The sequence below is a fragment of the Zhouia spongiae genome (assembly GCF_022760175.1).
In the GTDB taxonomy this organism is placed as follows: Bacteria; Bacteroidota; Bacteroidia; order Flavobacteriales; family Flavobacteriaceae; genus Zhouia; species Zhouia spongiae.
Map to the genome: position 1 here is coordinate 3,731,955 of NZ_CP094326.1, position 16,023 is coordinate 3,747,977.

Sequence of the window (16,023 nt, forward strand, 5' to 3'; positions counted from 1 at the left end):
AATAATTAATTATTTACTGCACAAAGATGCCCATAGCCATAGGTGTACCATCCTCTTCATAAATGGTTTCCCCTGCAGCCGTCTTTTCATTTAGGTAGCGTTGCATAAACTGCCCATGATATTCTATTTCTGGAATAGCTACCTGGTGGGTATAATAATCCATAGGGATGTTTAAAAGCTCACCCATCAAAAGCATTTTTTTAACTGTAAATACCCCAAAATATCCGCTAGACCAATGCTGTGGTGTTTGCAAAATATCGTTCATAGATATTTGAAAAACCGTATAGTTTCTAGTTTCTCCTGTCTGCTCGTCTATAATTTTATCTTCCATATTTACCGAGAAATTTTCATTGGCTACTAATTCAAGTGCCAATGTAAAAGTACTCGATTTCATATCCGGGGTTCTGTATAATGTAATCGGGATACTATCTACATGACTGTTTGCCCTAAGGGTTAATTGGTCGGGAAAATCGAAATGCACCCCTTTTTTGGCAGTCGATTCTTCTCTTACCTTTACATCAACCTCCCTAGCCTGTTGTGAAAGTTTTCCTTGTACAGATATAGGTAATTTAAAGATAATATCTGTTGTGGTTTGCGGCATAAAAGCAAACGTCATCCCCAGGCTATCTATATATTGGTGAGGATAAGTATTGTCTGGTCTTTTCTCTGCCCAGGTAAAATATACATTATCCTTAGTATTAAAAGTATCTATCTCGTCTGTGCTACAGGATATAGCCAGTATATAACAACAAACCAAACCTATGTATATAATTTTATTTTTCATTTGTAATTCGAATTAAGATTATTGATACTTAGTTTCAGAGTCCGGTAAAGGCACTACATACTTACTTTCGTCCATAGTTATTCTACTAAATGAAGAAGACGAAGATCCATTTAAAATTCTTGGAATATTTCTCCTTTTATAATAGAAAAACAGTTGCCCTTCTCCAAAAAATTCTTTTTGGTATTCTTTTTCCAACTCCGTATTGATATTAATCTCCGATGTTAAATCTACCAAACCTCTGTTAAACCTTACCGTATTTAAATATTGCAAGGCCAAGGTTTCATCGGTTTCAGTTTCGGCGGCTATATAATACATTTCGGAGATACGTATTAAAGGTTGTAAATACCTAAATAGTAAGCGAGAATCACTTATATCTGCATACTTATAAAAGGTACGATATGTTTTCTCGGCAGGATAAATCCAAGTCGAGGTGTAACGATAATCGTTTTCGTTATTCTCAAACACATTTCGTAAACGTGTAGCATTTGGTGCTAATATGTTATTGTCTATTAAGGAGCTACTAAAAAAGTCATTTTGCCTTTCGTACAACTCTACATTTTGCATAGCAAATATTACTTCTGATGAAAATGTACGGTCTGGATTACTTCCTGCAGACACTACATCGGTTGGGTCTGTCCATGGAAAAAATGAAGAAGCTTCATCTATTACTACTTTAGCGGCTTTATTGGCTTCGACTGCATTGCCTGCATACAAATACACCCTAGCTTGTAATGCCTTAACTGCAAAGAAATTAAACCGTAGATTTCTATTGTTGTAATAAAAAGGAGCTTCCAAACTTCCTGAATTAACCCCATTTTGACGTATTGGGTCTTCATCTAATAGCTCCTCAGCTTTCGTTAAATCGGCAACAATATTTTCCAACACTTGGTCAGCAGGTAATATTTCACCGTTTTTCGCCTGTGTTTTTGTATAATACGGGATGGCCAAATTGTCTGGATTTTCACTATAAACAGGGCCAAATAGCCGTAACATATCAAAATGTAACATCGCACGAAGCCCATAAGCTTCCCCTTTTATAATACTTGTTTTAAAGGGTGTTAGTATATTATATTTTTCTACGTTGGCAATTAAATCGTTTAAATTTAAAATGTTGGTATAAGCCGATGTCCAGATATCATCAAAATTTTCTTTTACATTATTTTCCTGATAGGCATAATTAGCAAAATTATAATAGGTCTCTGATGCGTTATACCGTTGAGCCAAAAGCTCGATCGTACTCATAGTTAAATTACCACCATATAATTTCTTATCGGTTAAATTTAAATATATACCGTTAAGCACATTATTTGTCCCTGATTCTGAATTGTATATCTGATCTTCCAAAAGTTTATCTTCCGGCTGCACATCCAAATAGTCACTACATGATGTAAACACTACTGCAATCAAGACAAACAATACCGTTTTATATATATTTGTTTTCATCTGTTAATATTTATTGCTTTTTAATGGTCAGATGCGATGCCCAAATTATCATACCGCTTGGGTTTGCAACTTTTTATTAATGGGCATTTCATAACTGTTCTTTTTTTAAAATGATGCATTTATGCTAAATGAAACCGATCTTGCAAAAGGATAGTCGATACCTCGCTCTGCTTTAATTGTACCTGTTCTAAAGATATCGTTCATATAAGCTGTTACACGTAGGGTCTTCATGCCCAGATTGTCTAACCAGGGTTTATTTTCGACCCTGTACCCTAGATTAAAAGACTCCCCTACCAATACATCATTATCTTGAACAAAACGTGAAGAAATAGGTGTATTTTCTGAAATAGCTATCGATTTAAATCTTGTTACATCGCCAGGCTGTTGCCATCTGTCGTACAGAGCTCGTTTATCCTGATTAAGCAGGATATCATCGACACCAATATTTTCTACCTTGTTGTATAAAGCGGTATTAAAATCCTGTCCACCAAAACGATACCTTACGTTAAGCCCTAAACTGAAACCTTTATAATTAAAATAATTGCTTAATATACCTTCAACTTTTGGGCGGGTAGAACCTACTACCACCTCATCTTCATAATCAAAATCAAAAGTAGTTTGTCCGTTTTTCTTTAAAAAAATCTCACGTCCGGTGGCCGGATCTATCCCTAATGAAGGTACAGCCCAAATATCATCAGGACTATTACCATCTCTGTAACGTCTCAACGAACCACTATCTAAAGCGTCTTCATCTAAATTTTGCAAGGTGTTACCAAAACCACCATATTCCATATTTACTATGGCCGCAGTAGCGCCTATTCTCCAGAATACTTGGTTTTCTAAATTGTTTATAATTTTAAAATTGGTAATAGCCTCAAAACCATCTACCTGTAAATAGCCCACATTTAAAGGGTAAGCCACCAAACCTGTAGACGAGGCCAGATTCACAGGTACCACCAATGGATCTGTTTTTTTCCTGTAGACATTTAGTTGAGCATCAAATCGGCTGTTGAACAGGGCTATATCCAAACCTAAGTTCATATCGAATGTACGTTGCCACTCTAAATCCGGGTTTGCATAAGTAGTTAGCCTAAGCCCTGGTCCAAAATAGTTAATCAGATCGCTGTAATTATAAACCGACGTTGACGCTACGCTACCCAAACTTTGATTACCTGTATATCCAAACGTTTGTCTTAACCTTAATAAGTTAACCACACTTGGCATCCCTAATTCTTTATGTATGTTCCAACCTAAACCTACAGACCAGAATGGTGAATATTTTTCGTTAGAACCAAACGCCGTAGAACCGTCCAAGCGGTAATTTGCATCTAAAAAGTATTTATTATCGTAAGCATAGTTTACAGACCCCATAACATTATTTCTACGGTATTTTCCAGTAAAATACGTTGGTTTTGCATTTGGGTCGTAGCTAAATGAAAAACTAGGATTTCCATTAGTACCATTGGGAAATCCAACAGCTACCGTAGTATACACTTCATTATTTTGTTCTTCTATCTCTGTTCTTAAGTTTCCTGTAAGACTATGTTTTTCTGCAAAAACGTTGTGGTATACCAACATAGCATTGGCTATATAACTAAAGCTTTCGGTTTGTGTATTGGCATACTCTCCTTTTTCAAAAAAGGCAACATCATCAAAAATTGTTTCTTCAGGAGAAGTAAACACTTCGCGCTCTGAGCTTCCTTTTTTTAACTGAACCGCCCCTTGAAACCTTACATTAGAATTCAGTGTCCATATTAACCCTAAGTTATTTTGAACGTTAAGTCCCTGCGTAGTGTTGCGATTACTTAAAGTTGAACTGTATAACGGATTTACAACATTATATCTATAGAAGCCTACTACATTAACATTCGATTCTAAGTATTTGGTTATTTCACCATCCTCATTATGTTTTCTATAATAAGGGTTAGCTTGTGCAAATTTTGAAAATGACCCGTAAGGCGATTCATCGGCCTCAGCCCCACTAACATACAATCTATTATAGATATTTAATTTCCCTTTTCTATAGGTCAAATCTAAGTTTCCGCCCCAGGTATCTCTTCCGGAACCTTTCATGACTCCCTCTTGATTTCTATAATTCAAACCAGCATTAAAACGCAGCTCATCTGTTCCGCCATCAACATATATCGCGTGTTTTTGAGTAAAGGCAGTTTGCACCGGTTCGCTTAACCAATAACTATCAACTCCTCTTGTTACATCGGCCAACTTAACATTATAAAGACTGTCTAATACAGCTTGCCTCCTTGGATCATCTACATAATCTGTCCATCTGCCCGACAAACGTTCGAATTCTAATTTTTCTTCTGCATTCATTAAATTATAATCCGACAAATCGGGAATATCTACAGAAAAATCACCTGTGTAGCTTACACGGATTTCGCCTGCTGTTGGCTTTTTCGTTTCTACTACAACAACACCGTTAGCTGCTTTTGAACCATACAACGCTGTTGAAGCTGCATCTTTTAGTATGGTAATAGAAGCGATGCGGTTCATATCTAAATCAACTATAGTTCTTAAGTCAGTTTCAAACCCATCTAACACAAACAACGGACTATTAGGGTCTGTACCAAATTGATCACGTGCTGCATCAGTCGCTATACTTGTTTGCCCTCTCACTTCTATTGTTGGCAATACATTAGGATTCGATCCTTGAAGGTTATTTTCTAAAACGATAAACGAAGGATCTAACGTTTTTATACTTTGTATAATATTCTGATTCCCAATAGCTTTCAATTCTTCTCCGGATATTGTATTAACAGCCCCCGTATAGGTTTCCTTTTTACGTTCTACAATACCCGTAACCACAACAGCGTCCAGTTCTGCTACATCAAGAGCCATCTTAACATTGATGGTTTTATCATTAGCTGATATCTCCTGCGTAAGATATCCTATATAGCTAAAAGAAAGTACAGCTCCTTTTTTAACAGTAATCTCAAAGACACCATCAAAATCTGTAACAACACCCCTTCTTTCTTCACTTACCACTACTGTTACCCCAGGTAAAGGTTGTCCATTTTCGTCCGTCACAACCCCCTTAACTGTAATCATTTCCTGATCTGCCAATTCATCAACCGGAATAATCAAATAGAGCCCTTCTCCTTGTTTTTCCACAGAGAAACGACTCCCTATTAAACTGGATATAGCTTCTATCAGGTCTGTTTTATCAAACCTGACCTTAACAACCTTATTTACATCGAGTTCTTTATCACTGTAAAAGAAATCAACATTAGCAGAGTTCCCTATTTCTTTCAGTGCTTCATGCAACGTAACCTTTCCCAGATTCAAGGTTACTTTTTGCGAAAATGCGAATGCGGTGACATTCAAAAATAAAATACAGAATACAATAAGCGATCGCTTCATAATCCACATAATTTGTCGCTCATACCGCTCGAGAAATCCGAGGATTTCCCACGATAGAATTTTTTTCATACATTTACATGTTTAGTTAGTTAATTATTTAAAGAGACTAGTTAATTAACAGCCTATACCGGTTAGTGCGGCCAACACTTCCCGGTTTTTTTTGCTGTTATTTTTTTGATATAATTATTTCATATACTCCTGTTTTTGTTTTTTGTGCCGTATACCCTATACGTGCAGTCCTGCTGATCATTTCTAGAAGATCTTCCAGGGGGGCATCCTTTTTCGCCACCCCGGTAAAAGGCACCTTTCTCAGCTCTTCATCTTCAAACCTTACCTTAAAACCGTACCAGCGACCTACTTTTTTCAAGATACTCTCCAGTGAGCCCCGCTCAAAGTAAAACCTGCCATCTTTCCATGAGGTATGGTAACGGATATCCACATCATATACTTTCACCCCTTCTTTAGCCCCGAAGTTTAAATATCCCATTTCACCCGGAGAAAGGAAAACATCTTGTTTTGCATCCGTTGTTAGTTTAACTTTTCCTTCAACCAAAGTCGTGGCCACATATTCATCATTCGGATAGGCACTTATATTAAAGGAGGTTCCCAGCACGGTAATGTCTTCGTTTACTGTCCTCACCACAAACTCCCTGGTACCTTTCTTTACTTCAAAATAAGCTTCTCCTTTAAGCTCTACCAGTCTTTGCTTTCCTGTAAAACGTTCCGGGTACCTGATCGACGATGCAGAATTTAACCACACTTTACTACCATCAGGGAGTATCACCGTATAAATTCCTCCTACCGGCACATGCAACGTATTATACCTGGGCTCTTCTTCATTTGCTGCCTTATCCACATTGTAAGCCAATACATTTTGAGAATTAACAATCTGAATGCCTCCCGTTGTACGGACAGGCTGATTCTTCACCCTCGTAAGGTCTACCTCTGTACCGTCAGACAGTACAAGGGTTGCCTTTTCATAGCCCGGCTGGATCTCGGTTAACACCTGTTCTGTTATCACACGTTCTTTCTCCGACGAATAATGGTTCCAGACCATGACTCCTGACACGGCAACCAATAAGATCGCCGCATACTTACTCAGGCGGTATAGTTTTTTACGGAAAGTTCCGGCTTCGTGACGCTTTATTTTTGACTGCAACTTCAAAAAAGCTTTATCCCTGTCCAGCGAACTGTAGAATTTCTGTTTGGAATTAATCTCGTCTTTATCAAGAATCCTGTCGTAAGCTTTTTTATTATGCCCGTTTTTCAACCAATGGTCCAGAATTACCTTCTCTTCCTCGTTCAACGTTTTCATAACTGATTTTGAAATCAGGGCTGCAATCTTATATTTTGATGGAATATCTTTATTCATATCTCATTAAAGTACATCAGGCAATCGTGTACTTCTCCTTTATTTTGTTAGTAAGAGTGATTAAAATGTAAAATGGGTGGAAAAAAAATCTAAAAAATTTGATTTTTTAACATCATAGATAAATATATCAACAGAAGCGGGTTGTCTTTCAGCTGGGTTTTAAGTAATTCTATAGCTCTGGATCGTTGAGACTTAACAGTATTTACAGATATCCCCATATCTTCTGCTATATCTTTATATTTTAACCCTTCAAGGCAAGACAACTCAAACACCCTTCTGCACTTTTCGGGCAGGGTATTTAAAGCGGCTATAAGGGTGGCATGGACTTCTTCCTCTATTATATATTCATCTTCCTGACTGACGGATTCTCCAAAACCGGAATCCAGGGATACTACTTTACTGTTTTTTTTCAGGTAGGCATAAGCCTTATTCCTGACCATCGTATATAAATAAGACTTCAGATCCATGACCTCCGCCAGATCGTTTTTACGTTCCCATAAATAAAGCATGCATTCTTCTACAATCTCTTCGGCTGCAAACGGATCTTTCACATACTTTATGCAGAATGAAAGTAACCTGGGATACAGGTTGTAAAATATTTCTCTATAAGAACTCGGAGTAATCTTTATATGTTTGGCTTGAGGGTTAATGATTATATAACGATTTGATTACTATATTTTTAAAATGGTGATAAATATAAATTTTCTTTTTGTAAAACCGTTGCCGTAAACTTAAAATTCATCAAAATTCGGTAGGAATCCTTCAAATGTCACATGAACAACATTCATACAAATACAAACGACTGTATTGTGTTTATTTGCTCATTGAATTTTATATATGAACAACATACCAGCAGAAACCGGGTTCTGAAGAATCCTTATATAATTGTGATAGAGATGCCATGCCTGTATACAAAAAAATCCCCGAAGAACGGGGATTTCAGTATTCCGGATAAAAGGTTGTTCTGTTATAAATTCTCAGGAATCAGAACCCCTTCAACCACATCAGACTTCTCAGCTATTGTACGGGCTGCTTTCTTTATATCGTTTTCTGTTATGGTATTAACAAGTGCTATATAATCGTTTAGCGTATAAATCTCTCTTCCGTAAAATACATTCGATGTAATAACACTCATCCAGTAACTGTTATTGTTCACAGCTTCTTTTCTGGATTTGATCATGGCCATTTTCACCTCGTTAAAATCGTTTGCATTTATCTCTTCAGACAATTTGTTCACTTCATGATAGACAACACCGAGTAGCTGTTCTGTTTTATCAGGATTACAATCAAAACCTACAGAAACTGTATACCGTTCATCAGGTATATCGGTCAAGCTCCCGGAAGCTCCTACTCCGTAGCTCCCTCCTTCTTCTTCACGTATTACCTCGTGACAACTTTTTTCCAGTAACTGACCAAGCATACTTACTACCAACCCGTTCTTTAACGAATAAGGCATCTCCCCGTTAAAAATTACACGTACCGTAGTCTGTGGCGTTTCCATCTCTTCTTTTACACGTACCACCGATTTTCCGTCTGCCGGAACATATTTGTGGTCGATATAAGATTCTTTTGCTCCCGACGGTTTTATATTTCCGATATATTTCTGAGCTAACTTCAGCACCTGGTCTTCATCGATATCGCCTACCAGTACAAATGTAAAGTCATCTGCTCCTTTAAACCTGTCCTTATATATATTTTGGAGCTTCTGAAAGTCTATTTGTTTCAATAGCGACTCGTTAAAAAGCAATGTTCTTTTATGGTGATCAGACATGGCTAAAGAAATAGAATCCTGTAGTGTACTCTTTTTATTCTTTTTCTTTTGTTCAAGTCCTTTTTCAAATCTTTTTATAGCCAGGTCATAAGCTTCCTGCTCAAATCTCGGGGCTTCAAAACTCAGGTACAGTTTTTTAAACAACACCTCTATATCAGACTTTGTACTGCGGCCCGAAACAGATTCCGACAATTCGCTAAGTCCCATACTTAAAGAAGTATTGGTTCCTGCCAATTTTTTACCCAGGGCTATTTTATCAAAATTACCCAATCCGGACTGTGATGCCACATATGTTACCGCATCGGCAGAAGGAAGCATTGGCGTTTCCAACAATGAGGTTCCTCCCGGACTGTAACCTCTTATATAAATTACATCTTTATCGTATGTTGTAGGGTAAATAACCACTTTCGCCCCATTGCTTAAAGTATACATATTAGCGTCTACCCCCTGAAGCTTTTCTTTTTTAATGACAGGCCTGGCTGTTAACTGCGCTGCAATCAACGGCTCGTCTGAAGTAGTGTCTTCAAATGGTTTTAAATCTGATTGGTGTACTTTGTTATAGGTCTCCATAAAAGCATCTTCTCCCGGGTAATCCTTATCTTCCGGACCTGTAACGGCTACAACGATATCTTCTTTCTTATAATTGGCACGGATATGTTTTAACAAGTCTTCGTTACTGATCGTTTCTAAACGATTTACAATATAGTCTACATTCCATGTCACATCCGGCATAGGGTTTTTAGAAAAGAAATGTGCATAGATACTATTGGCATAAGAATCGCTGCTGATCTTATCTTTGTTCTTTAAATAAGATAACTGATTGTTCTTAATAGAGATTTTAGCTCTTTGTAGTTCGCTTTCTGTAGCACCATGCGTTACAAACCGCAATAATTCGGTTAATGCAAATTCAAAACTTTTTAGCTCCATTCCTGTTTTTGGCTGTATGTTCAGGCTCAGGATGTCTAACGGCCGTATAAAATTGGAGTATGAGTAACCTGCGCTCAATGCCGGACAATCAGGCTTCACCACCATTTCTTTATACCTGTTGTTAAGGATATAAGAAACCAGGCTTTCTTTCAGGCTATTGTCCAGGTATTCAAATCCTTCACGTTTTTTGGCTTTGTTCCGTATATAGAACTGTACTCCCACCGTACCTACTTCTTTATCAAGAGACTTTATAAACCTGGTACCGCCATTCAGCGTAATGTCAAATTCTTTTCTTTCCGGCAGGTTCTTTTTTAAAGGTATCGACGAGAAAGTGGAGATGATGCGTTCTTCCATTTTATCAACATCTATATCTCCCACGACCACTACTGCCTGCTGATCCGGTCTATACCATCTTTTGTAATAATCTCTTAATTCGTCGTATTCAAAATTGTTCACGACAGACATCAAGCCGATAGGCATTCGTTTGGCATATACCGATCCTTCCATCACGCCTTCCGTCCATATTTTTTCTGCGACTCTAAACCCAGGGGTGTTTCTGGTTCTCCATTCTTCGTTAATAACCCCCCGTTCTGCATCGATCTCTTTTTCGGTTAGCGATAAAGAGCCCGACCAGTCATGCAGCACCAATAAAGTAGAGTCTATCAGTTTCTGGTTGGTAACAGGTACTTTGCTGATATTGTATACTGTTTTATCAAACGCGGTAAATGCATTGATCTCTGAACCAAATTTCACTCCATTTTTTTCGAGGTAAGCCAGCATGCTTTTTTCGGGGTAATGCTCGGTACCGTTAAATGCCATGTGCTCCAGAAAATGTGCGAGTCCGCGTTGGGTGTCTTTCTCCAATACGGATCCGACGTTCTGGGCAAAATAGAACGAAGCCCTCTCTTTAGGCTCTTCATTATGCTTAATGTAATAGTGCATTCCGTTAGGTAAAATCCCTTTACGGACCGAGGCATCGAAAGGCACCTCTTTTCCGGTTTGTGCATTTCCGCCAAAAAAGGTCATTAGCAGTAATGCTCCAAAAGTAAATATTCTCATAAGTTTTAATGTTTTAGATATAGAACACCGTAAAGATATAAATGGGTGTAACAATCCTGGCTATTTGACATTTATTTAACTTTTTTATAGGTTTTTTACGAATAATGAATGGGGTTTTACATTTTTTACAATGGATGCCGCAAGTTCATGGGGTCTCTACGTCCTGTCTATCAAAGGATACTTCTATAAAAAAGCATGAATTAAACAAAAACGTAACATTTAATAAATATTAGAATTAAAAATATTGAATAACATTGAGGTCGTTTTAAATAGTATAAAAGACATCGTGGAATACAATAGAAGAAAATTCATCACCTTCGTAGGTAAAGCAAGTTTAGGAACTGTCTTAATACCTCCTTTTTTAGTTAGTTGTGGTAGTACTACCACTCCGATTACTGATAAAAAATTATCTAAAAACACCCTTGAAAGGTTAAAAAACCTGAGATTAGAAAGTATGGTTGCTTCTGATAAAGACGATCTGTTACTGACAAACGGATTGAGTTATCATACCATTATAAAATGGGGCGATAAAATCAGCGACCAGGATACTTTTGGGTTTAACAATGACTTTACGTGTTTTATCCCGTTGGATGAAAACAATCCAAAAGACGGCTTGTTATGGGTAAATCACGAATATATAAATCCACTTTTTGTTTCTGATTTTAATTACAGGGATTACGAAAATCCGCAACTGCACCGTACCAAAGAACAGGTAGATCAAGAAATGTATAACGTTGGCGGAAGTATCGTAAGAATCAGGGAAGAGAACGGGCAATGGAAAGTGGTACAAAACGATCCTCATAACAGGCGTATTACTGCAAAAACACCTATACAACTAAACTGGGACACCCCTATTAAAGGCAAGTCTACCATCATAGGAACAAATAGTAACTGCTCCGGGGGAATCACTCCCTGGAAAACGTTCCTGACCTGTGAAGAAAACTACGATGGTTTTTTCGGAGAAACAACATACGATGCAAATAACATACCGACCCACAGACCTAGTAGCTACGGTTGGGAAAAATTTTACAGCTATCCTCCGGAGCATTACGGTTGGGTTGTAGAGGTAAATCCAAAAGACGGAACAGCCCAAAAACATATCGCTTTAGGGCGGTTTGCACACGAATGCTGTACTTTGTATGAACTGGCAGATAAGCGTGTGGTTGCTTATACGGGTGATGATAAAAACGACGAGCATTTATATAAATTCATTTCGTCTAAGCCGGGCTCTTTAAAGGAAGGGACGTTATATGTGGCTGATACTGAAAATGGCAAATGGCTTCCTTTGGATTGGGAAACACAAACTGTTTTAAAGGCTAAATTCAAAGATCAAACCGAAGTACTTATCAGGGCGAGAGAAGCAGCAAAATTAGTAGGCGCTACGGCATTAAACCGTCCGGAGGATATAGAAATAGACCCTATTACCGGAAACATTTTCATCACTTTAACTAACAATAAAGGGAAAAACGATTTCCACGGTTCTATCTTAAAAATTGAAGAAACTGACGGTGCATTTGATGCGTTAACTTTTAAAGCCTCGACCTATAAAGCCGGTGGGGAGGAGAACGGGTTTTCTTGTCCTGATAATTTAGCTTTTGATATGTCGGGGAACTTATGGATAACTTCTGATATGTCTGGCAGTGCAATGAACAGGGCAGACGAACCTTATATGTCTTTTAAAAACAATAGTTTGTTCGTGATCCCAAGATATGGGAAAGATGCGGGGAAAGTCATTCGGGTTGCATCGGCTCCGAGGGATGCCGAACTTACCGGCCCCTGGTTTTCTCCGGATGGAAAAACCTTGTTTTTAAGTGTGCAGCATCCGGGAGAACAGACTAAGGACATCCGTAATCCTACAAGTAAATTTCCTTTTGATAAGGACGGGATTCCGAAACCGTCTGTCGTAGCTATTACGGGTGATCTGATTGAGAAAATGAACTGCTTACATCAAATTGAGGGTTAGTGGGTGGAAGTCGCAAGTTTGCACAATTTTTTAATTCCACCGCCTGGGCACAGTATCACGGTATTACCTGATTACATTGTTTATGGGTTGCAGCGCGGAGCAAATTATCGGCAGGTTGTTTGTGGTGCTTACAGGGGAAATTAATGTGTCATTCATTAAGAGTTATCTGGATAATATGAAGATTATATAGGGATTATATGGGGATAACTATGTTAAAAAGCTGTTTTTGGCTTGTTTTTGAAAGGTAATAGCTCCGGCTTTACGGGAGTGTTTTTTGTATGATTGTTTGATGTCGGTGGGATTGAAATTAAGGAATAATTATCTTCCGTTGTGTGGACTTGTATCGATGGGTTATTAAAAGGGATCGTCTTAATTTCTTTTTAACATTCTGATATTAGGATATTTGAATCTTAAAGGATATTGAGAGGCTGTCATGACTTTTCAGAAGACAGCCTCTTTTTGTTAGTGTTAATCGTAGTTTACGATGTAGAAGTACGATCTTCTGTTTTCCTGGTGTTTGGCTTCTGAACACTTCACGCCGTCAGCGCATTCGTTCAGCAGCTGGCTTTCTCCATATCCTATTGAGCTTTCTATACGTGCGGGTTCAATTCCTCTGGACAAGATATACTCTCTGGTGGCGTCTGCCCTGCGTTGTGATAGTTTCATATTGTAACGGTCACTACCTCGGCTGTCTGTATGCGATTCGATCTTGATAACCATTTGCGGATGGTTTTTCATCACGTTTACGATATGTTCCAGTTCGTATTGTGCATCCGCCCTGATATTCCATTTATCGAAATTAAAGAATATCGGATTCAGCACGATCTGGTTTTTATCTATCAGTGGTATCAGTTCAAGGTTTACGGTATTTACCCGGTCGTTTTCCTTGGTCGTACCGATCTCAGCCAAAGCATCCCTGTAATCGGGCTTGCTCCCTTTTATCGTGAATTGCTTATCGCAATCCAGCTTTATACTGTAATATCCTTCCTTGTTCGAATTTACTTTTGCAATCAATTTTCCGGTACTGTCAAAAACGGAGACTTCCGCTTCCAATGGTAATTGTGTATTGGCATTCCTGACGATTCCTTCGACTTTTTGCTTGCAGCTGTATGTTCCGTAAAAATAGATATCGTCATCGCCTTTACCGCCCTGTCTGTTTGATGCAAGATACCCGGTTTTCAGATCATCATTGATAAAGAATGAAAAATCGTCTTCGGGACTGTTATATGGGGCTCCCATATTTTCAGGTGCAGTGGTTGAACCACGTAAGATACCGGACTTGTATATATCGAGGAGTCCCAGTCCTAAATAACCGTCAGAGGAAAAATACAATGTACTGTCTTTAGCTACAAACGGAAACATTTCCCTTCCTTCGGTATTGATATGTTTCCCCAGGTTTTCCGGTTTTCCATAGCTACCATCTTCATGGATTGCTACCGAATAGATATCAGTCTGACCAAAGCCTCCTTTTTTATCCGATACTATATACAACGTTTTTCCATCAGGGCTCAATGCAGGGTGACCGACAGAATACTGCGAGCTGTTAAAAGGCAGTTCTTCTATATCTTGCCAGATACCGTCTACCAGAGAGGCCTTATAGAGCTTTAAATGTGAGATTCCTTTATGGTCGGCTTTCAACCGGTTTGCCTTACTTACATTATTACGGGTAAAGTAAAGCGTTTTTCCATCGTTGCTTATGGCTATATTGGCTTCGTGGTAAATCGTATTGATCTTTTTTGCCTTCAACGCTTCTATATGTCCTATGCTTACGGAATCATTGTTTTTAGTGATCTGAGCCTGGTAGATATCCAGAAAAGGCTGATTGTTCCAGCTATACTTCTTACTGTTGTCTTGTCCGCTTGAATAGTAGAGCGTGTTCCCTACAGCATATGCACCAAAATCATAATCAGGCGTATTAACGGACAGGTTTACTGTTTTTACATAAATCCCCTCCGTTTTGGCATACTCGTTAAAATAGTTGGTCAGGTTGCCCTGTAATTGTTCCGAACGACTGTCGTTTTCGGTAATATCGTTAAATATTTTTAACCAGTCGTTGGCGTTTTCATAGTTTCCCAAACTACGCTGGGTTTGTATGTACTTATATACATATTCAGGTCTTTTATCGTATTTTTTGTCTTTTTTAAGTGCCAATTCATACCATTTGGCGGCCTTTTCAGACTCAGAATTATTGTAATAGCAATCGCCTAACTTATATAGTGTTTCAGGGGTAGCGTCGCCACCCGCCACAACCTCTTCATACAGTTCGGCTGCTTTTACATATGAGAAATCTTTAAAATACTTGTCCGCTACAAACTTTTTCTGTCCAAACAGACAAACCGGAATCCCTATTAAGGTTATAAAAAGTATAATTCGTTTCATAGAGTATATTGTTAAAAGTATCTTGGTGACTTGATACGTTTTTTATTGATCTCATATATAAGCAAGAACTCATGAGTACCATTTGTATAGGGCCTGATGCCCGATACGGGCAGCTCATAAGTATAACCCAGTCTAAGCCTGTCTGAAACCTGAAAATCAATAAGTGCCCCAAAAGTATTAAAAGAGTCAAAGCGATAAGCCGCACCCAACCAAAGCTTTTCATTGAATAAAAAGTTGGCTGTGGCATCAAAAGATAAAGGAGCCCCGTTGGTGGCCTTTAGTAACATGGCCGGTTTAAACTTTACATCTTTTCCCATATCAAAAACATAGCCTCCTGTCAGATAGTAACTTACCCGTTCAAAAGCTACATAATCGACTCCTGCGGCCTCACCATCGTTATAATCATTGGTGAGTATCCGTGGTGCTGAAAGTCCCAGGTACCATCTTTCGCTATAGAGGTATGAACCCACTCCGATATTAGGTGACCAACGATTTGAAAAATCCTGAAAATACGGATCACTTATAATCGCCGGATCTGTAATCAATTCTTCATCCAGGGAATAATGTGTAAATCCGGCTTTTAGTCCTAAAGCTAGTTTGGTATCTGCACCTACCTGAAGGTTGTATGCAAAATCTCCATACAGGTACGTAAAGTTCTCATACCCTAGTTTATCGTTAATAAACGAAAATCCCAGTCCAACTTTTTCGTTTTTCATCATGGAGTTCACAGATACCGTTTGTGTTGAAGGGCCTCCTTCGAACCCGGCCCATTGAGATCTATGGAGGCCGACAACACTAAACGAGCCTCTACTCCCTGCATAAGCAGGGTTTATAGAGATCGTATTGTACATATATTGTGTAAACTGTGGCAATTGTTGCGAAAAGGCTTGTATCCCGCAAAAAAGTGCTATCAGGCATGTAATATTTTTAACTATTTTCATGGTTCA

At 38.4% G+C, this 16,023-nt stretch carries 9 protein-coding genes; 1 reads left to right on the plus strand and 8 read right to left on the minus strand.

Annotated elements, in window-relative coordinates; translation table 11 throughout:
* Nucleotides 1-13 precede the first annotated feature (13 nt).
* From MQE36_RS15720 to MQE36_RS15745, 6 genes are all read right to left on the minus strand, one after another.
* The gene (locus tag MQE36_RS15720; protein ID WP_242936921.1) at nucleotides 14-784 is read right to left on the minus strand and encodes a DUF4843 domain-containing protein; all 771 of its coding nucleotides are present in this window, start codon (nucleotides 782-784) and stop codon (nucleotides 14-16) included.
* Nucleotides 785-802: 18 nt separating this feature from the next.
* Nucleotides 803-2,227 (minus strand): RagB/SusD family nutrient uptake outer membrane protein, encoded by a 1,425-nt coding sequence (locus MQE36_RS15725; protein WP_242936922.1) that lies wholly within the window; start codon nucleotides 2,225-2,227, stop codon nucleotides 803-805.
* A 105-nt stretch (nucleotides 2,228-2,332) separates the two neighbouring features.
* Nucleotides 2,333-5,674: a SusC/RagA family TonB-linked outer membrane protein gene (locus tag MQE36_RS15730; protein ID WP_242936923.1), complete on the minus strand. Its 3,342-nt coding sequence runs from the start codon at nucleotides 5,672-5,674 to the stop codon at nucleotides 2,333-2,335.
* A 97-nt stretch (nucleotides 5,675-5,771) separates the two neighbouring features.
* Nucleotides 5,772-6,977: a FecR family protein gene (locus MQE36_RS15735; RefSeq protein WP_242936924.1), complete on the minus strand. Its 1,206-nt coding sequence runs from the start codon at nucleotides 6,975-6,977 to the stop codon at nucleotides 5,772-5,774.
* A gap of 89 nt (nucleotides 6,978-7,066) precedes the next feature.
* Nucleotides 7,067-7,633: an RNA polymerase sigma-70 factor gene (locus tag MQE36_RS15740; protein WP_341461508.1), complete on the minus strand. Its 567-nt coding sequence runs from the start codon at nucleotides 7,631-7,633 to the stop codon at nucleotides 7,067-7,069.
* Between the two features lie 311 nt (nucleotides 7,634-7,944).
* A complete protein-coding gene (locus tag MQE36_RS15745) occupies nucleotides 7,945-10,734 on the minus strand; it encodes a M16 family metallopeptidase (RefSeq protein ID WP_242936926.1) in 2,790 nt (929 codons plus the stop codon).
* 244 nt (nucleotides 10,735-10,978) lie between these two features.
* Here MQE36_RS15745 and MQE36_RS15750 point away from each other — a divergent pair, with 244 nt between their 5' ends.
* Nucleotides 10,979-12,697 carry a PhoX family protein gene (locus MQE36_RS15750; RefSeq protein WP_242936927.1) on the plus strand — a complete coding sequence of 573 codons (1,719 nt, stop codon included), beginning with the start codon at nucleotides 10,979-10,981 and terminating at the stop codon, nucleotides 12,695-12,697.
* Nucleotides 12,698-13,165: 468 nt separating this feature from the next.
* On the opposite strand, the gene MQE36_RS15755 is transcribed toward MQE36_RS15750, so the two are convergent.
* Together MQE36_RS15755 and MQE36_RS15760 are read right to left on the minus strand one after the other, a co-directional pair.
* A complete protein-coding gene (locus MQE36_RS15755; RefSeq protein WP_242936928.1) occupies nucleotides 13,166-15,076 on the minus strand; it encodes an OmpA family protein in 1,911 nt (636 codons plus the stop codon).
* A gap of 11 nt (nucleotides 15,077-15,087) precedes the next feature.
* Nucleotides 15,088-16,017 (minus strand): PorP/SprF family type IX secretion system membrane protein, encoded by a 930-nt coding sequence (locus tag MQE36_RS15760; protein WP_242936929.1) that lies wholly within the window; start codon nucleotides 16,015-16,017, stop codon nucleotides 15,088-15,090.
* Between the last annotated feature and the right edge of the window lie 6 nt (nucleotides 16,018-16,023).